Origin of the sequence: Luteibacter jiangsuensis, assembly GCF_011742555.1 — a bacterium.
In the GTDB taxonomy this organism is placed as follows: Bacteria; Pseudomonadota; Gammaproteobacteria; order Xanthomonadales; family Rhodanobacteraceae; genus Luteibacter; species Luteibacter jiangsuensis.
In genome coordinates this window covers 336,594-354,912 of sequence record NZ_JAAQQR010000004.1, presented here as the reverse complement: position 1 = coordinate 354,912, position 18,319 = coordinate 336,594, and the positions used below count along the sequence as shown (strand labels likewise).

The window sequence follows — 18,319 nt, the reverse complement described above, 5'->3', positions numbered from 1 at the left end:
TCACTGGGCCGCGACGGCCTCGTCCCGCAGGCTTTCGACCAACACGATCTCGCACCCGCCGGCACCGGTGTCCTCGCGCGTCAGCGAGGTATTCCAGTGCCAGCCGTCGTCACGTTTCACGTCGACGAGGAAGCCCTCGACGTGGACGACTTCGCCGGTACGCACGTCGCGCAGCGCGCGGGCTGCCTCGTCGTTGGCCGGGATCATGTGCATGTTCGCGCTCGAATCCTCGATCTCGTGGCGGGGAATCGGGAACTGATCCGTGTACCAGTAATAGAAGCGGTTCGATTGCGAAATGCGGATATGGTCCAGCACCGCGCTGTCCGACATGCGTCCCCAGCCCAGCGCGAGGTCGGTCGGGGCGATCGGCGCGAGGTCGTCCAGTTGGTAGTCCTCGCGCGACAGCACCCGGGCCGTCATCGCGAACGTGGCGCGAGGGCTCAACGTGAAATGCCCCCGGCTCAGCGTGGTGCCGCCGCCGACGGGTTCCTGTTCCGGTACTTCGGCGGCGAGGACGCCGGGTTGGTTGTGCAGGGGCCGGTGCTTCCACCAGGAATAACCGCCCCAGGTACAGACCAGGAGCAGGAGGACGAGCCAGACGCGCATCGGTGGGCGGGACCGTTCAGGAGGTGGGAAAGGCAACGGCTGTGCCGGCGCCCGGTTGACCCGTGCCACAACTGCGCGTGTCCAGGAGACCGGCGGGAAGGTCGCGGATCACTGCCGCCAGTGCCTCGAAGAACGGCGTCATCGCGGAACTCTTGCGCCAGAGCATGGCGATGCGACGGCTGGGCGCGGGCGCCTCGAACTCCACGAGCTGCACGTCAGGCGACTGCGCGACCGGCGGTTTCACCGCAAGGGCGGGCAGGAGGGTGATGCCGACGTTGGCCGACACCATCTGCCGCAGCGTCTCCAGGCTGGTGGCGCGGAACCCGGACTTCTCGCCGGCACCGGCGAGGTGGCATACCTCGAGGGCCTGGTCGCGCAGGCAGTGCCCGTCCTCCAGCAGCAGGAGGTCCTGGTCCGAGAGGTCTTCCATGCGGAGCCTGTCGCGGGACGCCAAGGGGTGCCCGCCAGGCACCGCCAGCACGAAAGGCTCCTCGAAAAGGAACTCGGTGTGCAGGGAGTCGTCATGCACGGGCAGGGCCAGGATACCCGCATCGAGCGTGCCCTCGCGCAGCATGTGCAGTACCTGTTCGGTCTTTTCCTCCCGCAGCAGGAGTTCCAGCCGCGGAAACTGCTGGCGCAGGCGCGGGACCACGTGCGGCAGCAGGTACGGACCCAGCGTGGGGAAGATGCCGAGGCGGATGGTGCCCGATTCCGGATCGCGCGTGCGCTGGGCGATGGACTTGATCTCGTCGATCTGCGACAGCACGCCGCGCGCCCTCCGGGCGATTTCACGTCCCGTTTCCGTCAGGAGGACTTTCCGCGGTGTACGTTCCACCAGCGCCACGCCCAGCTCGTCCTCGAGCTTGCGGATCTGGGTAGAGAGGGTGGGCTGGCTGACGAAGCTCGCTTCGGCCGCGCGGCCGAAGTGGCGATACTCCGCCAGCGCGACGAGGTAGGACAGGTCGCGGAGGTTCATGGTGGCTGCCTCGAAGGAGCTCGTGATAGGTGCAGCCTATCACATTCATGCCTACAATCGATTTGGAATATGTGTACCAGGCCAGTAAGCTTGGTCGTAGAAGTTCAACCAACCCCCCTTAACGGAGAGTCTAAATGCTGAGCATTGGCGACAAGTTCCCCCAGTTCAACCTGAAGGCCGTGGCCGGTGGCCCGCTCGCCAACAAGATCGAGGACGCTTTCGTCGACGTGACGGACAAGTCCTATGAGGGCAAGTGGAAGCTCGTCTTCTTCTACCCGAAGGACTTCACCTTCGTGTGCCCGACCGAGATCAAGGGCTTCAGCGACCTGAACGAGAAGTTCGCCGACCGCGACTGCCAGGTGCTGGCCGTGTCGACCGACTCCGAGTTCGTCCATCGCGCCTGGCGCATGGATCACGCCGATCTGAAGGACCTCAAGTTCCCGATGCTGGCGGACATCAAGAAGGAGCTCACCACGGCTCTCGGCATCCTGACCGACGAGGGCGTCGCCCAGCGCGCCACCTTCCTGGTCGATCCGAACGGCGACATCCAGTTCGCCTACGTCACGGCCGGTTCGGTCGGTCGTAACCCGGACGAAGTGCTGCGCGTCCTCGACGCCCTGCAGACCGACGAGCTGTGCGCCTGCAACTGGAAGGCCGGCGACGAGACCCTGAAGGTCGCCTAAGGCAAGTCAAAGTCCCACGCCGCGTCCCCCCTCCCTCACGCGCGGCGTGGGCACCCTGGCGGTGAAGTCCGCTTCACCGCCCCCTTATTCCCCGATACACGCCCTTCGCGTACCCACGTGAACCGGTGCCGCCGGCGCCGAGACATTCCGTGCCCCTATCCTGAAGATCAGAAGACAAAGGTGCATTCATGAGCGTCGCCGACCTGCGCAGCCAGCTTCCCGAATATGCGAAAGATCTCAAGCTCAACCTCGACACGGTGCTGACCGAAACGGGCGCACCGGGGCTGAACATGGCCCAGATCGCCATGGTCGCGCTTGGCTCGGCCTATGCGGCCCGCTTCAAGCCGCTGACCGAGGCCATTGCGGCTTTCGCAGCCGAACACGCCTCGCCCGAGCAGCTGACGGCCGCGAAGGGTTCGGCCGCCATCATGGGCATGAACAACATCTACTACCGCTTCCAGCACCTGGTGAGCCACCCGGAATACGAGACCCTGCCAGCGAAGCTGCGCATGAACGTGATCGGCGGCTACAAGGGCGATGCGAAGAACGACTTCGAACTGGTGTCGCTTGCCGTGTCGGCCGTGAACGGCTGCGGCATGTGCATCGACTCGCACGACCGCGTGCTGCGCGAAGGCGGCATCGGTGTGCAGGCGATCCAGAGCGCGGTGCGCATCGCTTCGGTGATCCATGCGGTGGCCGTGGTGCTCGAACAGGCCGACGCCGCAGGCTGAGCAGTCCGTAGGTTTTCTGGGAAAGGCCGCGTTTAACGCGGCCTTTCTTCTTTGTGCGAGACGCTCCGCGCACATCCATGCGAGGAGGGTTGGTCATGAGTTATGTCGACGGCTTCGTAGCTCCGGTTCCTGTCGCCCGGCTGGGCGAATACAAGAAGATGGCCCGTCTCGCAGGCAAGATATGGATGGAATTTGGCGCTCTCGCGTATTCCGAGTGTGTGGCGGACGACGTGAAGCCCGGCAAGGTCACGTCCTTCCCCCAATCCGTGAAGCTCAAGCCGGACGAGGTCGTGGTGTTCTCCTGGATCGTCTACAAGAACCGCCGGGATCGCGACCGCATCATGAAGAAAGTGATGGAGGATCCGAGGCTTGCAGCTTTCGCCGATCCGAAGAACCTTCCTTTTGACGGCAAGCGCATGTTCTTCGGCGGGTTCAAGCCCATCGTGGAATTCTAGTAAGTCCTGACGCACTGCAGCGAAAGCGGGGGTGCCTTCTGGCACGTGTCGAAAGTCACCCCTGTTCCCACGATGGAGGGATTACCCACAGGGAGTCCCACCTGCCATGCGTCGTTTCGTCCGTCCCCTCGTTCTCACCGCGCTCGCCGCCTGCTGTGGCGCCGCGCTTGCCGCCGGCACGGACGCCGCGCCCCTCGGCCACCTGCCCACCTGGGCCCAGCCCGAGTCCTACAAGCTGTCTTTCAAGGTGGACCCGAAGCAGGAGGACTATTCCGGCTCCACGACGATCCGCATCAAGCTCGCGCAGGCCTCGGACTTCATCTGGCTGCACGGCAAGGATCTGAAGGTATCGAAGGTCACCGTCACCGATGCCGCCGGCAAGAAGCACCAGGGTAAGTACACCGTGGCCGCCGAGAAGGAAGGCGTCGCCAAGGTCGACCTGGGTGCGAAGCTCGAAGGTGAGATCACCGTCGCCATCGACTTCACTGCGCCGCTGAACAAGCAGCTGCAGGGCCTTTACAAGGTCTCGCATGAAGGCATCCCCTATGCGATGACGCAGATGGAACCGGTGTCGGCGCGCTACGCCTTCCCGGGCTTCGACGAGCCCTCGTTCAAGGTGCCGTTCGACATCAGCCTGACCATTCCTTCCGACGACCAGGGCGTGGCCAACACCGCCCAGATCAAGGAAGAGAAGGCAGGCGCGGGCTGGAAGACGCTGACCTTCTCCACCACGAAGCCGCTGCCGACCTATCTGGTCGCGTTTGCCGTGGGTCCGTGGGACGTGGTGAAGGGGCCGGACATCACGCCGACCCAGTACCGCTCCACGGCCACCCCGCTGCGCGGCATCGCCGCGAAGGGCGAGGGCCATCGCATGCAGCACGTGCTCGGCGAGACGAACTCCATCATCCACACGCTCGAGGACTACTACGGCTTCGGGTATCCGTACGACAAGCTCGACCTGCTTGCCGCGCCCGACTTCAGCGCGGGCGCCATGGAGAACGCCGGTCTCGTTACCTTCCGCGACTGGCTGCTGCTGATCGATCCGGATTCCGCCGCGCAGTACGTGCGCGGCTCGTTCAACGTCAACGCGCACGAGCTGGCCCACCAGTGGACCGGCGACACCGTCACCATGGCGTGGTGGGACGACCTCTGGCTCAACGAGGCGTTCGCCACCTGGATGCAGCAGAAGGTCACGATCAAGGTGCACCCGGAATATCGCGCCGACCTCGATCGCGTGCGTGGTGCGCAGGGCGCCATGAACAACGACAGCCTGGTGAGCGCGCGCAAGATCCGCCAGCCGATCACGGGTAACGGCGATATCGAAACCGCCTTCGATGGCATCACCTATCAGAAGGGTGCGGCCGTTCTCGGCATGTTCGAGGGTTACGTCACCGATCCGGTGTTCCAGAAGGGCATGCGTGCCTATATCCAGAAGCACAAGTTCGCCAACGCAACGGCGGACGACCTGATCGACGCCATTGCCGAGGCCGCGGGTCAGGGCGACGCGTTCAAGAAGGCCTTCCGCAGCTTCCTCGACCAGTCCGGTGTGCCCTACGTAGCCACTGAGGTGAAGACCGAGGGTGGCAAGACGGTGCTGCATCTGGCCCAGAGCCGCTACCTGCCGCTGGGCAGCGCCGGCGACGCCAACCGCGTGTGGGGCGTGCCGATGTGCGTGCGCTACGGCACGGAAGGTGGCGGCAACAAGGTGAAGTGCGAACTGTTCGACAAGGCGACCGGCACCATGGTGCTCGACGGTGCAGCGAAGAACAGCTGGGTACTGCCGAACGCCGACGGCCGCGGTTACTACCGTTTCGCGCAGAGCAAGGCCGATCTCGCCGCGCTTTCGAAAGTGGTGGGCAGCCTGAGCGATGCCGAACAGCTGGCCTATGCCGACGCGGTTCGCGCCGGATTCCAGCATGGCGAACTCGACGCCGGCGACGTGCTTGCCGCGTACAAGCCGCTCACCGCAGCGAAGACCCGCGAGGTGTTCACGGCACCGATCGGCACCTTCCACTGGATCCTCGCGAACGAAGCGCAGACCGATGCCCAGCGCGAGCACCTGCGCAAGTGGGCCACCGACGCCTACCTGCCGAAGCTGAAGGAACTCGGCTTCCGCAAGAAGGCAGGCGAGCCCGACAACGACACGATCACGCGTACCACGCTGGCCGGCTTCCTGGCCGACAAGGACATCGGCGTGCCCGAAGTGCGCGCTGAACTCCTGAAGCAGGGCGACGCCGCGCTGAAGACGAAGGACGGTCACCTCGACCTCGAGGCCGCCGATGCCGACCTGCTCGGCGACGCCCTGGGCGTGGCGGTGCAGGAGCGTGGCGCACCGGCCGTCGATGCGCTGATCGCGGAGATCCCGAAGACCTCGGACCCGGCAAAGCGCAATGCCATGCTCTCGGCCCTCGCCGACATCAAGGACCCGACGCTGGCGAACAAGGCTCGCGACTTTGCGCTCAGCAAGGACGTGAAGGTGGGCGAAATGGCCATGGTGCTGCGCGGCGGCCGCGACACGGAAGCATCGCGCGCGCAGATGTGGAAGTGGTTCCTCGCGAACTACGACAAGATCGTGGAGCGCACGGGCAGCTTCGCCGGCGGTCGCCTGCCGGCGCTGGCCGGCGGCGGCGGTTGCTCCAAGGCCGAAGCCGATCGCCTGAACGCGTTCTTCAAGCCGCGCCTTAACCAGGTGAGCGGTGCGGAACGCGGCCTTGCCCAGACCAGCGAGGAAATCCTCCTGTGCTCGGCACAGAAGGCCAAGCAGGACCCGAAGGCCATCCTGCGCTGATCCTTCGTCATTGCGTGTAGCGAAAAGCCGGGCGAGCGATCGCCCGGCTTTTTTTGTGCCAGAACCCAATGTGGGAGCCGGCTTTGCCGGCGATCCCGCGGCAGCGGGAAAGCTTGCCGCGAGCACCCTTCGCCGCTGAAGCGGCTCCCACACGGCCAGATGCGGCGTTATCGCCAGGTTTCCTCGCCGCTATAGCGGCTCCTGCAGATCCGGTGCAGCGTGGCTTGTCTCGGTTGTACGAGACGTCGCCGATTGTCGGCGCACAAACGTCGCGACGTCCTGCATCACCGTCGCCTTGCGATGAAGCGGACCAAGGGCGAAGACAAGCGATTCGTGTCCCAGCCCCGGATACAGCTTCAAGGCCACAGGCTCACCCATCTGGCGGTAAAGCCCTTCCATGGATATGGCCTCGGAAGGAAACACTTCGGTGTCTTCCTCGCCCTGCAGCAGAAGCGCAGGGGGTTCGTCGCCATCGACGAAGTTGATGGGTTGCGACTTGGCCTGCTCCGCGGGTGTGTCGCCGAACATGGCGACATACCTGGGCTCGTCCAGGGGCAGGAAATCGTAGGCGCCCGCCACGCCGATGAAACCGGCGAGGTCGCGGGGCTTCATGCCTACAGTGCCCAACCACTGCTTGTCCGTGGCGAGCATCGCGGCGATGTGTCCGCCGGCCGAGTGGCCCATGACGAAGAGGCGCGACGGATCGCCGCCGAATTCCGCCGCATGATCGCGCGCCCATCGAACGGCGTCCGCGCCGTCGTGCAGGAAGCCGTCCATGCGCACGGCGGGGGCGTGGCGGTAATCCGGAATCATCGCCACCATGCCTTGCGCCGCCAGTGCTTCGCCCATCCACCGATACCACTGCCGTTTTCCGGTGGTCCAGTCGCCGCCATAGAAGTAGACGACGACGGGCGCGTGGTCGGCGTGGGCCGGCGTATAGACGTCCAGCGAAAGCTTCTCCGTTGCATCGAACACATTGTCGCGGTGGGCAACGACATGCGCGCCCGGCTCCAACGCGTTCACCGCGCCGAAGAAAGTGGCGTGGCAACCGGCGAGCAGCAGGATGGCGGGAAGGATGGCAAGGGCGCGCATCGCGGCATTGTAGGGGCCCGGCCCGTTAGAATCGCTGCATGACCGATATCCGCACGATCTTGCGCGAGGCTTCCGCTGCGCTGGGCGACCGCCTCGAAGCCGAACTGTTGCTGGCGCATGCGCTCGGCGTGGATCGCGCATGGTTCTTCGCGCACGCCGAAGACCGCATCGACGAGGCCCGCGCCGCCAACTTCCAGGCGCTGCTCACCCGTCGCGCCAAAGGCGAACCCGTCGCGTACATCCTCGGTCGCAGGGATTTCTGGTCGTTGCCCCTGGAGGTGACGCCCGCCACGCTGATCCCCCGTCCCGAGACAGAGCTGCTGGTGGAGCAGGCCTTGGTGCGCTTGCCCGAGGGCGGTCGCGTACTCGATCTGGGCACGGGCAGCGGCGCCATCGCGCTCGCGATCGCCAGCGAGCGTCCCGATGCCGACGTGACGGCCGTCGATGCAAGCGTGGCGGCCCTCGTCGTCGCGCGTCGCAATGCACAACGACTCGGGCTGGGGCGTGTGCTCATGACGGAAAGCGACTGGTACGCCGCGCTGGGCGATCAGCGATTCGACGTGATCGTCAGCAATCCGCCGTACGTGGAAGCCGGCGACCCGCACCTGGATCAAGGCGACCTGCGTTTCGAGCCATCGTCAGCCCTGGCTTCCGGTCCGGATGGCCTCGACGATATCCGCCGTATCGCGCACGGCGCCCGTGAGCACCTCACGGACGGCGGATGGCTGCTGGTGGAGCACGGCTGGAACCAGGCTGCCTCGGTCCGCGACATCTTCAGCGGCGAGGGGCTGACCGACGCGTTTACCGTGCAGGATCTGGAAGCCCGCGACCGGGTTACCGGCGCGCGGGCGGGCTGATCGCGCTCAGCTTGCGCTGGCCACCGGCGTGGCGCAGAACTGCGGAAAACGCTTCCGGACGGCGTGGCGCACCTGCGGCAGGTCGAGCCCTGCCATGGTGAGCACTTCCTCGCGGCTGCCATGTTCGAGATACACGTCGGGCAGGCCGAGATGCAGGATTGGCAGGGTGATGCCGTGTGCCGCGAGGCACTCGGCCACGCCCGCGCCGGCGCCGCCGGCGATGGCGTTGTCCTCGATGGTGACGAACGCCTTGTGCGTGCGTGCCAGTTCGAGGATCAGCTCCTCGTCCAGCGGCTTCACGAAACGCATATTTACAAGGGTGGCGTCCACTTCGGCCGCGATGACCGCGGCAGGCGCAAGCATCGTTCCGAAGGACAGGATGGCGAGGCCATGGTGGCCACGGCGGCGGACTTCGGCCTTGCCGATGGGGTAGGTGTCCAGCGTGGCAGACAACGGCGTGCCGGGACCGGTGCCGCGCGGATAGCGGACAGCGGCCGGACCGTCGTAGTGGAAGCCGGTGCTGAGCATGGTGCGGCATTCGTTCTCGTCGGCCGGCGCCATGATCACCATGTTCGGCAGGCAGCGCATGAAGGACAGATCGAAGCTGCCCGAGTGCGTGGCGCCGTCCGGACCGACGACGCCCGCGCGATCGATGGCGAAGGTGACATCGAGATTCTGCAGCGCCACGTCGTGGATGGCCTGGTCGTACGCGCGCTGGAGGAAGGTGGAATAGATCGCCACCACCGGCTTCGCGCCTTCCACGGCCATGCCAGCGGCGAGCGTCACCGCATGCTGCTCGGCGATCGCCACGTCGAAGTAGCGCTGCGGATATTCCTTCGAGAAGCGGACGAGGCCCGAGCCCTCGCGCATGGCGGGAGTGATGCCGAGCAGACGCTCGTCGGCCGCGGCCATGTCGCAGAGCCAGTCGCTGAAGACGTCGGTATACGTCGGCTTGGCCGGCGCGCCCTTCTTCACGAGACCGGCCACCGGGTCGAACGGGCCGACCGCGTGATATTCGATCTGCGCCTTCTCGGCGGGCTCGTAACCCTTGCCCTTGGTCGTCATGACATGGAGCAATTGCGGGCCGGGAAGGGCCTTCACCGTCTCCAACGCATTCACCAGCTGGGCCATGTTGTGGCCGTCGATAGGCCCGGTGTAGTGGAAGCCGAGTTCCTCGAACAGCGTGGAGGGCACGAACATGCCCTTTGCGTGCTCTTCCCAGCGCTTGAAGAAGCGGCCGAACAGGGATTCACGCGGCATGGCCTTCTTCGCCCGCTCGCGCCAGGCGTTGAGCGTGCGGCTGGACATGGCGCGCGCCATCATCTTCGTCATTGCGCCCACGTTCTCGCTGATCGACATGCCGTTGTCGTTGAGGATCACCAGCATGTTGGGCTCGATGTCGCCGCCGTGGTTCAGGGCTTCGAAGGCCATGCCGGCGGTCATCGCGCCGTCACCGATCACGGCCACCACCTTGCGCGGGTCGCCGCGGCGCTGAAGCGCCACGGCCATGCCGAGCGCGGCGGAGATCGACGTGGAGGAATGGCCCACGCCGAAGGTGTCGTACTCGCTTTCCTCGCGACGCGGGAAGGGCGCGAGGCCGTCCTTCTTCTTGATCGTCGTGATGCGGTCGCGCCGCCCGGTGAGAATCTTGTGCGGATAGCACTGGTGGCCGACATCCCACACCAGGCGGTCGTGCGGGGTCTCGAACACGTGGTGCAGGGCCACGGTGAGCTCCACCACGCCGAGGCCCGCCCCGAAATGGCCGCCGGACGAGGCCACGGCCTCGATCAGGTAACGGCGCAGTTCGTCGGCGATGGCCGGAAGTTCGTCCACCGGAAAGCGCCGGAGGTCCTCTGGCGAATCGATCTGCGCCAGATAGGGATAGCGGGAAAGGTCGTTCATTCCCCTATTGTTCGCCTCCGAAGGAGGCGGGGCAAGGGACAATAGATGAACGGTGTCCGGCAAAGAGCGGCCTGGTGCCGAAACCGCGGGAGCCGCGCGATTCCCTAAGCCGGCCGCCGGTCCCTTGGCAGATGGCTGACCAGAAACTCCATCTGATCCGCCAGGATGTTGCGGTTGGACAGGATCAGGTGCTCCACCCAGCTCGGGCGGTAGGGGACGGCCAGGAGCGGCATGTTGGCCTGCTGCGGCGTTCGGTTGCTCTTGCGCAGGTTGCAGGCCAGGCAGGCGCTGACCACGTTCTCCCACTCGTCGGCGCCCTTCTTGGACAACGGAACCACATGGTCGCGGGTGAGTTCGTGGCGGGTGTACTGGTGGCCGCAGTACAGGCAGATGTGCCGGTCGCGGGCGAAGAGGGCGGTATTCGTGAGCGCCGGTGCCGGGTCGATGGCGTGCTCGCGACAGTGGCCCGTGCTGGCCACGATCGGATGCAGTTCGAGGCTGCTGCGCAGCCCGCTGGCCCGGCTGATGCCGCCGCGCACCGTGACGCAGGGCTCGCCAAGGGTCCAGGCCACCACGCCCCGGACATAAAGGCAGACGGCGTCCTGCCAACTGATCCAATCCAGGATACGGCCCGCCGCATCGAGGGACAGCACCCGCGTGGCGTGCAGCGCGGTGACCCTCGGCAGGTCGTCTTGGAGCACTTCCATCGTCATCGTGTCTCGTCCTTCACATAAGCGAAAGAGCGTTCCAGCAAGCCGAACTCCGTGCGGATCGGAGTTCCGATCCCGGCCCCCTGTGGGGGCTTTGGCCCGAGCATAGCCGATAATCGCGAAGGAAAAGCATTCGGCAGGTACGTTTCTTGCGGGGCTTCTCCTGTCATCGGCCACTGCTATAGTGGGGGTTCGCATTCGAGCCCGGCGGGTTTGGAAGGGGGGCCGGGGTGGCTTCCCAGGTCCGACGGGTCCATGAGGGTTACACAGTGGCAGAAGTGCTTTTCTACGAGCGTCCGGTTCCGCTGAACCGCACCGCCCACCGCGACCTGCGTCTCAAGGCCGTGAACAACATCCGTTTCGCCGCCGCAGCGCACTCCGTGCCGCTCACCGGCGTCGAGTTCGCGCCCGCCGCGCGCGACTTCCCGATCCTCTTCGCCGGCAACTCCATCGAGGAAGCCGGTCCGATGGCGCTCCTGGGCCTGCGCCAGGGTGAAAACCTGCTCGTCGGCGACAACGGCTTCTGGGAGCAGGGTATCTATATCCCGGCTTTCGTGCGCCGCTATCCGTTCGTGCTGGCCGAGAAGCCGGCGGGCACCGAAGGCGACGACTTCACCGTGTTCCTCGACGAGGCCTATGAAGGCTTCAACAACGAGGAAGGCGAGCGTCTGTTCAACGAGGACGGCACCGATGCGCCGGCCCTCACGAACGCCGTGAACTTCCTGGGCGAATTCCAGGATCACGTGGCCCGCACGCAGTGGTTCATGGGTAAGCTGCGCGAGCACGACCTGCTCGAGCCGCGCACCATCACGCTGCAGAAGGAAGGCAAGGGCATCAACCTCAACGGCCTCTTCGTCATCAACGAGGAAAAGCTGCGCGCCCTGGACGAGAAGACCGCACAGGAGTTCCTGCGCGAAGGCGCTCTGGGCTGGATCTACGCGCATCTCGTGTCGCTGGCCAACATCGACCGCATGGCCGCGCGTCTCGACGCCCGCGAACAGCAGGAAACGGCGACGGCAAAGTCCTGAGTTTCCGCGATTCGCACAAGAAAACCGCCCCTCTCGGGGCGGTTTTTTTTTGGCTTCCCCGCCATGCGGGGCGGCCGGCCTACTTCACGGGTTTGGCCAGCCTCATGAGGTCGGTATCGAAGCCGTGCTTCGCGTACATGTCGCGGGCGCGTTCGTTGCCTGGGAATACGGCCAGCGTGACGAACTGGCAACGGTGTTCCTTGGCCCACGCATACGCATGGTCGAGAAGGAACTTGCCCGCGCCGGTGCCTTCGTATACTTCGGCCACCGCAATGTCCGAGATGTGGCAGTTGTCCCGGTGGGTGAAGAAGTCTTTCGTCTTCTGCAGGTGTACGAATCCCACCGGCTCGCCGTCTTCGTTCTCCGCGACGAAGATGTAGCTGTTGGACGGCTGCTCGTCGAGGTGCTTCACGAGGTCGGCCTCGATGCCCTTGAGGCAATCGGTGCGCGTGCGCCCGTTGGGAAGCGGGAAGTCGACGAAGCGGTGGAGCAGACCCAGGATGAATTCGTCGTCGTCGCTCTCGGCGAGACGGATCAGGAACGGGGAATCACTCATCGTTTCGGGCACCGTCTCGGTCGAAGGTCCGGGCAGAGCCTTTTTTCTACACCTTCGCGCGGGCGGGGGAAAGCCCCGGTCGTGTGTAGGAGCCGCTATAGCGGCGAGAAGCCGACAGCGCCCTTGAAGCGGCGAGGCATGTTCCCCTCGCCGCCATGGCGGCTCCTACGGGTGCAGGCCCTCAGAGCAGTTCCGGCAGGGTCGCCACGCCTGCCTCTATCGCCGCCTTGTGCACGTGGATGCGCGGGAGGATGCGGGCGAAGTAAAAGGCGGCGGTGTCCCGCTTGGCCTGGCGGCGTTCGGCGGAGAGGCGGGCGCCTTCGGCGGCCAGCACGCTCCGGGCCCAGAAGTATGCGAGCGTGACGTAGCCGGAAAAGTAGAGGTAATCCACGGCGGCCGCACCGAGTTCTTCCGGATTCGCCTGGGCCGATTGCGCAATGGCCTGGGTAAGGTCGCCCCATGTCTTCGCGGCCACGGCCAGGGGGCCTACGAACGCCTTGACGGCATCGTTCGCCTGGTTCGCCTGGCAGAAGGCGGATATCTCGCCCAGGAAATGCTTCAGGCCGGCGCCCTGCAACTGCATGATCTTGCGTCCGAGCAGATCGAGCGCCTGGATCTGCGTGGTGCCCTCGTACAGCGTGATGATGCGGGCGTCGCGCACGAACTGTTCCATGCCGTGCTCGGCGATGTAACCGTGCCCGCCGAAAATCTGCAGGGCTTCCTTCGTGCATTCCTGCGCCGCCTCGGTCAGCAGGCCCTTGGCGATGGGAATGAGGAAGGAGAGCAGTTCACCGGCCGCCTTGCGCTCCTGCGCGTCCGCCGCGCGGGCCTCGATGTCGCCCTGCAGGGCCGCGTAGGCGGCCAGCACGCGGCCGCCTTCCACGAACGCGCGCTGGGTCAGGAGCATGCGGCGCACATCCGGATGGACCGTGAGCGGATCGGCCGGTTTGTCGGGGAGCTTCGGTCCGGAGAGCGCGCGCATCTGCAAGCGCTCGCGGGCGTAATGCAGGCTGTTCTGCAGTGCACGCTCCGACACCGCGAGCCCCTGGATGCCGACGGCAAGGCGTGCCGCGTTCATCATCGTGAACATCGCCATCAGGCCCTTGTGCGGCGGACCGATGAGCCAGCCTTCGGCCTCGTCGAAGTTCATGACGCACGTGGCCGAGCCCTTGATACCCATCTTGTGTTCGATGGCGCCCGCGGCGACGGCGTTGCGCTCGCCCATGGCGCCGTCCTTGTCCACCTTGAACTTGGGCACCACCAGCATGGAAATGCCGCGGCTGCCGGCGGGTGCGTCAGGGAGGCGGGCCAGCACGAGGTGCACGATGTTATCGGCGAAATCGTGTTCGCCCGCGCTGATGAAGATCTTGGTGCCGGTGACGCGGTAGCTGCCGTCGCCGTTCGGTTCCGCGCGTGTCTTCAACAGGCCCAGGTCGGAACCGGCCTGCGGTTCGGTAAGGCACATGGTGCCGGTCCAGCGGCCTTCCACCAGCGGCTTCAGGAAGACCTCCTTCTGCCAGTCGTCGCCGTGGTGTTCGAGCGCATCGGTGGCCCCGTGCGAGAGCAGGGGATAGATGCCCCAGGCCAGATTGGCCGAATCGATCATTTCCTTCGTGAGCGCCCCGACGACGGCGGGAAGGGCCTGCCCGCCGAACACCTCGCGCGCGGTGAGGCCCGCCCAGCCGCCTTCCGCGTACTGACGGTACGCCTCCTTGAAGCCCGCGGGCGTGGTCACCGTGGCGCTGCCCTTGTCGTAATGGCAACCCTCGGCGTCACCCGAGGCGTTCAATGGGGCCAGCACCTGCTCGTTGAAGCGGGCGGCTTCGTCGAGCACGGCGTCGATGAGGTCGCGCGTGTGTGCCTCGCCGCCCTCGAGGCGGCCGAGTACGGCTTCGGCGCCGAGCACGTCGTAAAGCGCGAAACGCATGTCATCGAGCGGAGCTTTGTAAAGCGTCATGGGGAATCCTGTACGGCGGTCGGTGGCGGGTCAGGGCGAACGGTAGGTGTCGGGGATGCCGGGCACCGGGGAGAGCCAGCTCTTGCCGCGCACGGGATAGGAATGCGATTCCTTCTCTTTCTCCGGCGTGGCGGTGATGCGCCCGTCGATGCTGTAGGGGAGGGCACCCGAGCTGCCCTTCCCGGCGAGCTCGGCAAGCGCCTTGGACATTTCCGGCGTCGGCAGCAGGTCGATCGTGGCGACGTCGGCGGCGAACGAGGGGATGTCCTGGTCGATCTTCGCGTCCAGCAGCACGCCGCCGAGATCGCCCACGCGCAGCGTGCCCTGGAACGTATCGAAGGACATGCCGCCATAGCTGTTGTTGCGGATGCGGAGGGTCACGTGCCACGGGCCGCCGGGCTTGGCGGCCACTTCCTGCAGGGTGACCGCGGGCGGAAACACGCTTTTCCTGGCGGGACCGCAAGCGGCAAGGAGAGCGACGGCCGCGAGCAGCGCGGCACGGAGGAACGGTTGGCGTACGATCGGAGTCATTCCCATGGCTTCCGGTTGAAGTGCCCTTGGAGGTCGAACGGTCGTTCGATGGTAGCGCCCGGCGAGGCGTGCGCGCGAGCCGGGCGTTTCAAACGCGGTTCCCAAGCGGCGAGCGAGCAGGCATCATCCGGGATTATTCCTCCGTATCGATTTCACAATGACCCGACGCATCGCCGCACGACGTTCGCCCATCCATGGAAATGGCGTTTTTGCCACCGCACCGATCAAGGCCGGTGAAGAGATCATCGAATACAAGGGCGATCGCATCACCCATGCGCAGGCGGACAAGCGCTACGGCGACGGTGGTGAGACCGGACACACGTTCCTCTTCACGCTCAACGAACGCTACATCGTCGACGGCAACAGCCACGGCAACGTGGCCCGCTGGATCAACCACGGGTGCGATCCCAATTGCCAGGCCCTGATCGAGGAAGCCGTGGAAGGAAAGCCGTCCAAGCACGATCGCGTGCTGATCGAGGCCATCCGCGACATCGCCCCCGGCGAGGAACTGGTCTACGACTACGGCATCACGCTCGACATGCCGCACACGGCCCGTCTCAAGAAGATCTGGGCCTGCCGCTGCGGCTCGCCGAAGTGCATCGGCACCATGTTGAAGCCGAAGCGCAAGAAGGCGGACTGATCCCGCCTTCACCTTTGCCCACGGGATGCCGACGACACCGCGACATCCTCCTGATGGGCCGTTCGCCACACTGCGCGGAACATTCCCCGAAGGAGTTCCCCATGGCGAACAAACGACTCGATGGCCGCCGCGTGGCGGTCGTCGCCACCGACGGATTCGAACAGTCCGAACTTACCGAGCCGAAGCGGCTTCTCGAGGAAGCCGGCGCCACGGTAGACGTGATAGCGCCCGGCGACGCCTCCAGCATCAAGGGCTGGGACAAGAAGGACTGGGGCAAGGACGTCGCGGTCGACGTGCAGCTCGAGAAGGCCGACGCCGGCCGTTACGACGCCGTCGTGTTGCCCGGTGGCGTCATCAATCCCGACAAGCTGCGCACTGACGAAAAGGTACTGGGCCTTGTGAAGCAGTTTGCCGAGGCCGGCAAGCCGGTGGCGGCGATCTGCCATGGGCCCTGGACTCTGATCAACGCGGGTCTGGTGAAGGACCGCAAGGTCACCTCGTGGCCGTCGGTGCGGAAGGACCTCGAGAACGCCGGTGCGAAGTGGGAGGACAGCGAGGTGGTGAAGGACGCGAACTTCATCACGAGCCGCAAACCCGACGACATCCCCGCTTTCGCGAACGCGGTGATCGAGGCCCTGGCGGCCGCCTGATCGCACCGCATCCTGTAGGAGCCGCCATGGCGGCGAGGCACGTTACCGACCGCTGGTACTTGCCCTCGCCGCCATGGCGGCTCCCACAGTCAGTCCTCCTCGGCCTTTGGCTTCCACGCCTCCGCCAATCGCTTCTGCACGCCAGGCGGCACCGGATCGTAGTGGCTGAACGCCATGGCATAGCGGCCCAGGCCGCCCGTCATCGCCTTGAGCTGCGTGGGGTAGTCGACGAGTTCGGCCAGCGGAACGCGGGCCTTGATCAGCGTTTCCCCGCCACGTAAAGAATCCGTACCCATGATCTGGGCGCGTCTCGACGCCAGGCCACCGGTGACGTCGCCCACGTAGTGATCGGGAATCGACACCTCCAGGTCCACCACCGGTTCCAGTACTTGCGGCCGTGCGCGCGACACGGCGTCGAGGAAGGCCTTGCGCCCGGCACTGATGAAAGCCACTTCCTTGGAATCCACCGGATGGTGCTTGCCGTCGTAGACGATCACGCGCACGTCCTGGATGGGATACCCCGCGATCGCACCCGCGTCGAGCGCCTGCCTCACGCCTTTCTCGATGGCCGGCATGAACTGTCCGGGGATCACGCCTCCTTTCGTTTCGTCGTCGAAGACGAAGCCGCTTCCACGGTCCAGCGGCTCGACGCGAAGGAACACTTCGCCAAACTGGCCCGCGCCGCCCGTCTGCTTCTTGTGCCGGTGATGGCCTTCCGCGCCCGCGGCGATCGTCTCGCGATAGGCGATGCGCGGAGGGCGCGTGACGACATCGACGTCGTAGCGCGACTTCATGCGCTCGAGCATCAGCTTCAGGTGCAGGTCCGACAGGCCGCGCACCACGGTCTCGTTCAACTCCTTGTGGTGCTCGACGCGGAAGCAGGGGTCTTCCTCCGCCAGCTTCGCCAGGGCCTGTGACAGCTTCTGTTCCTGACCCTTGTGTGCCGGTTCCACGGCGAGGCCATACATCGGTGTCGGAAAGGAAGCGGACTCCAGGCGGATGTGGCCTTCGTCCGCCGCATCGTGCAGCACGGCGTCGAAATGGATGTCCTCGATCTTCGCCACGGCGGCGATGTCACCCGGCAGCGCTTCGTCCACTTCCACATGGTCGCGTCCCTTCAGGCGAAACAGGTGCGCAACCTTGAACGGCTTGCGTCCGTCGTCGACCAGCAGTTGCGAGTCCTTGCGCACGGTGCCCTGCCATACGCGGAACACGCCGAGCTTGCCGACGAAAGGGTCGTTGACGATCTTGAAGACGTCCGCGACCACATGCTTTTCCGGGTCGGCCGTCACCGCGAACGGTGCGTCGTCGGCATCGCGGAACGGGGGCGGATTCGTTTCGCTCGGGCAGGGGAGGATGCGTTCCACGAGGTCGAGCAATTCGGCCACGCCGACGCCTTCGCGCGCACTGGCGAACACGATGGGCACCAGGTGGCCGTCGCGCAGGGAATGTTCGAGGGCGTCGCGCATTTCGGCAGCGGTAAGAGAGGACTCCCCCGCTTCCAGGTAGTGCTCCATCACCTCGTCGTCGATCTCCACGACCTGGTCGACGATGCGCTGGTGGGCTTCGCCAGGTGAGGAGAAGTCGGTGTCCCCGGCCGTCTGGAAGAAGGCGTCGCGAATCGAACGGCCTTTCGACGCGGGCAGGTTGAGCGGCATGCATTCGTTGCCGAATTCCTCGCGAAGCGCGTCCACGAGTGCCGGCAGGTCCACGCCATCGGCGTCGATGCGGTTGACGATGACGATGCGCGCGAGGCCCCGCTCCTTGGCGTGCGCCATCATGCTGCGGGTGCCGTGTTCGATACCGTTGGCGGCGTTGACCACGATGGCCACCGTATCCGCGGCATCCATCGCGGCGAGGGCGGGGCCGCGAAAATCGGCATAGCCGGGTGTGTCGATGAGGTGGATGCGGAAGCCGTTGCGCTCGATGGATGCCACCGACGCGTCGATGGAGTGGCCTCGGGCCTTTTCCATGGGATCGGTATCTGAAACGGTGGTGCCTCGCTCGATGCTGCCCATGCCGGTGAGTGCGCCGCCGGCGTGGAGCATGGCTTCGAACAACGTGGTCTTGCCTGCGCCGGCGTGGCCGGCGAGAGCCAGGCTGCGGATACATTCCGTGGATGGCGACACGATGCGACCCTCCTCTTGTGGAAGGGGT

17 protein-coding genes are annotated in these 18,319 nt (G+C 65.6%); 8 read left to right on the top strand and 9 right to left on the bottom strand.

Going from position 1 to position 18,319, the window contains the following annotated elements:
- Both HBF26_RS11500 and oxyR read right to left on the bottom strand, forming a co-directional pair.
- Nucleotides 1-606 carry a hypothetical protein gene (locus tag HBF26_RS11500; RefSeq protein ID WP_167126203.1) on the bottom strand — a complete coding sequence of 202 codons (606 nt, stop codon included), beginning with the start codon at nt 604-606 and terminating at the stop codon, nt 1-3.
- Between the two features lie 16 nt (nt 607-622).
- The gene (oxyR, locus tag HBF26_RS11495) at nt 623-1,582 is read right to left on the bottom strand and encodes a DNA-binding transcriptional regulator OxyR (protein WP_167126201.1); all 960 of its coding nucleotides are present in this window, start codon (nt 1,580-1,582) and stop codon (nt 623-625) included.
- 134 nt (nt 1,583-1,716) lie between these two features.
- Between oxyR and HBF26_RS11490 the strand changes: the two genes are divergently transcribed.
- The 4 genes from HBF26_RS11490 (at nt 1,717) to HBF26_RS11475 (ending at nt 6,239) form a co-directional block, all read left to right on the top strand.
- On the top strand, nt 1,717-2,265 hold the full coding sequence (locus HBF26_RS11490) for a peroxiredoxin (RefSeq protein ID WP_167126198.1): 549 nt from the start codon (nt 1,717-1,719) through the stop codon (nt 2,263-2,265).
- A gap of 188 nt (nt 2,266-2,453) precedes the next feature.
- Nucleotides 2,454-2,996 carry a carboxymuconolactone decarboxylase family protein gene (locus HBF26_RS11485; RefSeq protein WP_167126195.1) on the top strand — a complete coding sequence of 181 codons (543 nt, stop codon included), beginning with the start codon at nt 2,454-2,456 and terminating at the stop codon, nt 2,994-2,996.
- Nucleotides 2,997-3,091: 95 nt separating this feature from the next.
- Nucleotides 3,092-3,451 carry a DUF1428 domain-containing protein gene (locus HBF26_RS11480; protein ID WP_167021911.1) on the top strand — a complete coding sequence of 120 codons (360 nt, stop codon included), beginning with the start codon at nt 3,092-3,094 and terminating at the stop codon, nt 3,449-3,451.
- A gap of 106 nt (nt 3,452-3,557) precedes the next feature.
- On the top strand, nt 3,558-6,239 hold the full coding sequence (locus HBF26_RS11475; protein ID WP_167126192.1) for a M1 family metallopeptidase: 2,682 nt from the start codon (nt 3,558-3,560) through the stop codon (nt 6,237-6,239).
- Between the two features lie 189 nt (nt 6,240-6,428).
- On the opposite strand, the gene HBF26_RS11470 is transcribed toward HBF26_RS11475, so the two are convergent.
- Entirely contained in the window at nt 6,429-7,331 is a 903-nt protein-coding gene (locus tag HBF26_RS11470; RefSeq protein ID WP_167126189.1) for an alpha/beta hydrolase, read from the bottom strand.
- A gap of 38 nt (nt 7,332-7,369) precedes the next feature.
- On the opposite strand from HBF26_RS11470, the gene prmC reads away from it, so the two are divergent.
- Nucleotides 7,370-8,188 (top strand): peptide chain release factor N(5)-glutamine methyltransferase, encoded by an 819-nt coding sequence (gene prmC, locus HBF26_RS11465; RefSeq protein WP_167126186.1) that lies wholly within the window; start codon nt 7,370-7,372, stop codon nt 8,186-8,188.
- Nucleotides 8,189-8,194: 6 nt separating this feature from the next.
- On the opposite strand, the gene dxs is transcribed toward prmC, so the two are convergent.
- Nucleotides 8,195-10,090: a 1-deoxy-D-xylulose-5-phosphate synthase gene (dxs, locus tag HBF26_RS11460; RefSeq protein ID WP_167126183.1), complete on the bottom strand. Its 1,896-nt coding sequence runs from the start codon at nt 10,088-10,090 to the stop codon at nt 8,195-8,197.
- Nucleotides 10,091-10,194: 104 nt separating this feature from the next.
- Nucleotides 10,195-10,797 (bottom strand): HNH endonuclease, encoded by a 603-nt coding sequence (locus tag HBF26_RS11455; RefSeq protein WP_167126181.1) that lies wholly within the window; start codon nt 10,795-10,797, stop codon nt 10,195-10,197.
- Between the two features lie 272 nt (nt 10,798-11,069).
- Between HBF26_RS11455 and HBF26_RS11450 the strand changes: the two genes are divergently transcribed.
- Nucleotides 11,070-11,828, top strand: a complete 759-nt coding sequence (locus HBF26_RS11450) for a SapC family protein (protein WP_167126178.1) — start codon at nt 11,070-11,072, stop codon at nt 11,826-11,828.
- Between the two features lie 79 nt (nt 11,829-11,907).
- On the opposite strand, the gene HBF26_RS11445 is transcribed toward HBF26_RS11450, so the two are convergent.
- From HBF26_RS11445 to HBF26_RS11435, 3 genes are all read right to left on the bottom strand, one after another.
- Nucleotides 11,908-12,384, bottom strand: coding sequence for a GNAT family N-acetyltransferase (locus HBF26_RS11445; RefSeq protein ID WP_167126175.1), 477 nt, complete (start codon nt 12,382-12,384; stop codon nt 11,908-11,910).
- Nucleotides 12,385-12,565: 181 nt separating this feature from the next.
- Nucleotides 12,566-14,341, bottom strand: a complete 1,776-nt coding sequence (locus HBF26_RS11440) for an acyl-CoA dehydrogenase C-terminal domain-containing protein (RefSeq protein ID WP_167126172.1) — start codon at nt 14,339-14,341, stop codon at nt 12,566-12,568.
- A 30-nt stretch (nt 14,342-14,371) separates the two neighbouring features.
- Complete coding sequence (locus HBF26_RS11435; RefSeq protein ID WP_167126169.1) at nt 14,372-14,872, bottom strand: hypothetical protein; 501 nt, start codon at nt 14,870-14,872, stop codon at nt 14,372-14,374.
- Nucleotides 14,873-15,029: 157 nt separating this feature from the next.
- Between HBF26_RS11435 and HBF26_RS11430 the strand changes: the two genes are divergently transcribed.
- Both HBF26_RS11430 and HBF26_RS11425 read left to right on the top strand, forming a co-directional pair.
- A complete protein-coding gene (locus HBF26_RS11430; RefSeq protein WP_167021922.1) occupies nt 15,030-15,512 on the top strand; it encodes an SET domain-containing protein in 483 nt (160 codons plus the stop codon).
- A gap of 101 nt (nt 15,513-15,613) precedes the next feature.
- A complete protein-coding gene (locus HBF26_RS11425) occupies nt 15,614-16,162 on the top strand; it encodes a type 1 glutamine amidotransferase domain-containing protein (RefSeq protein WP_167126166.1) in 549 nt (182 codons plus the stop codon).
- Nucleotides 16,163-16,251: 89 nt separating this feature from the next.
- On the opposite strand, the gene fusA is transcribed toward HBF26_RS11425, so the two are convergent.
- On the bottom strand, nt 16,252-18,291 hold the full coding sequence (gene fusA, locus HBF26_RS11420; protein ID WP_167126163.1) for an elongation factor G: 2,040 nt from the start codon (nt 18,289-18,291) through the stop codon (nt 16,252-16,254).
- Between the last annotated feature and the right edge of the window lie 28 nt (nt 18,292-18,319).

Bases quoted from the DNA above. Each gene is read 5' to 3' on its own strand.
- HBF26_RS11500 (WP_167126203.1), bottom strand. From the start codon at position 606: ATGCGCGTCTGGCTCGTCCTCCTGCTCCTGGTCTGTACCTGGGGCGGT.
- oxyR (WP_167126201.1), bottom strand. From the start codon at position 1,582: ATGAACCTCCGCGACCTGTCCTACCTCGTCGCGCTGGCGGAGTATCGC.
- HBF26_RS11490 (WP_167126198.1), top strand. From the start codon at position 1,717: ATGCTGAGCATTGGCGACAAGTTCCCCCAGTTCAACCTGAAGGCCGTG.
- HBF26_RS11485 (WP_167126195.1), top strand. From the start codon at position 2,454: ATGAGCGTCGCCGACCTGCGCAGCCAGCTTCCCGAATATGCGAAAGAT.
- HBF26_RS11480 (WP_167021911.1), top strand. From the start codon at position 3,092: ATGAGTTATGTCGACGGCTTCGTAGCTCCGGTTCCTGTCGCCCGGCTG.
- HBF26_RS11475 (WP_167126192.1), top strand. From the start codon at position 3,558: ATGCGTCGTTTCGTCCGTCCCCTCGTTCTCACCGCGCTCGCCGCCTGC.
- HBF26_RS11470 (WP_167126189.1), bottom strand. From the start codon at position 7,331: ATGCGCGCCCTTGCCATCCTTCCCGCCATCCTGCTGCTCGCCGGTTGC.
- prmC (WP_167126186.1), top strand. From the start codon at position 7,370: ATGACCGATATCCGCACGATCTTGCGCGAGGCTTCCGCTGCGCTGGGC.
- dxs (WP_167126183.1), bottom strand. From the start codon at position 10,090: ATGAACGACCTTTCCCGCTATCCCTATCTGGCGCAGATCGATTCGCCA.
- HBF26_RS11455 (WP_167126181.1), bottom strand. From the start codon at position 10,797: ATGGAAGTGCTCCAAGACGACCTGCCGAGGGTCACCGCGCTGCACGCC.
- HBF26_RS11445 (WP_167126175.1), bottom strand. From the start codon at position 12,384: ATGAGTGATTCCCCGTTCCTGATCCGTCTCGCCGAGAGCGACGACGAC.
- HBF26_RS11440 (WP_167126172.1), bottom strand. From the start codon at position 14,341: ATGACGCTTTACAAAGCTCCGCTCGATGACATGCGTTTCGCGCTTTAC.
- HBF26_RS11435 (WP_167126169.1), bottom strand. From the start codon at position 14,872: ATGACTCCGATCGTACGCCAACCGTTCCTCCGTGCCGCGCTGCTCGCG.
- HBF26_RS11430 (WP_167021922.1), top strand. From the start codon at position 15,030: ATGACCCGACGCATCGCCGCACGACGTTCGCCCATCCATGGAAATGGC.
- HBF26_RS11425 (WP_167126166.1), top strand. From the start codon at position 15,614: ATGGCGAACAAACGACTCGATGGCCGCCGCGTGGCGGTCGTCGCCACC.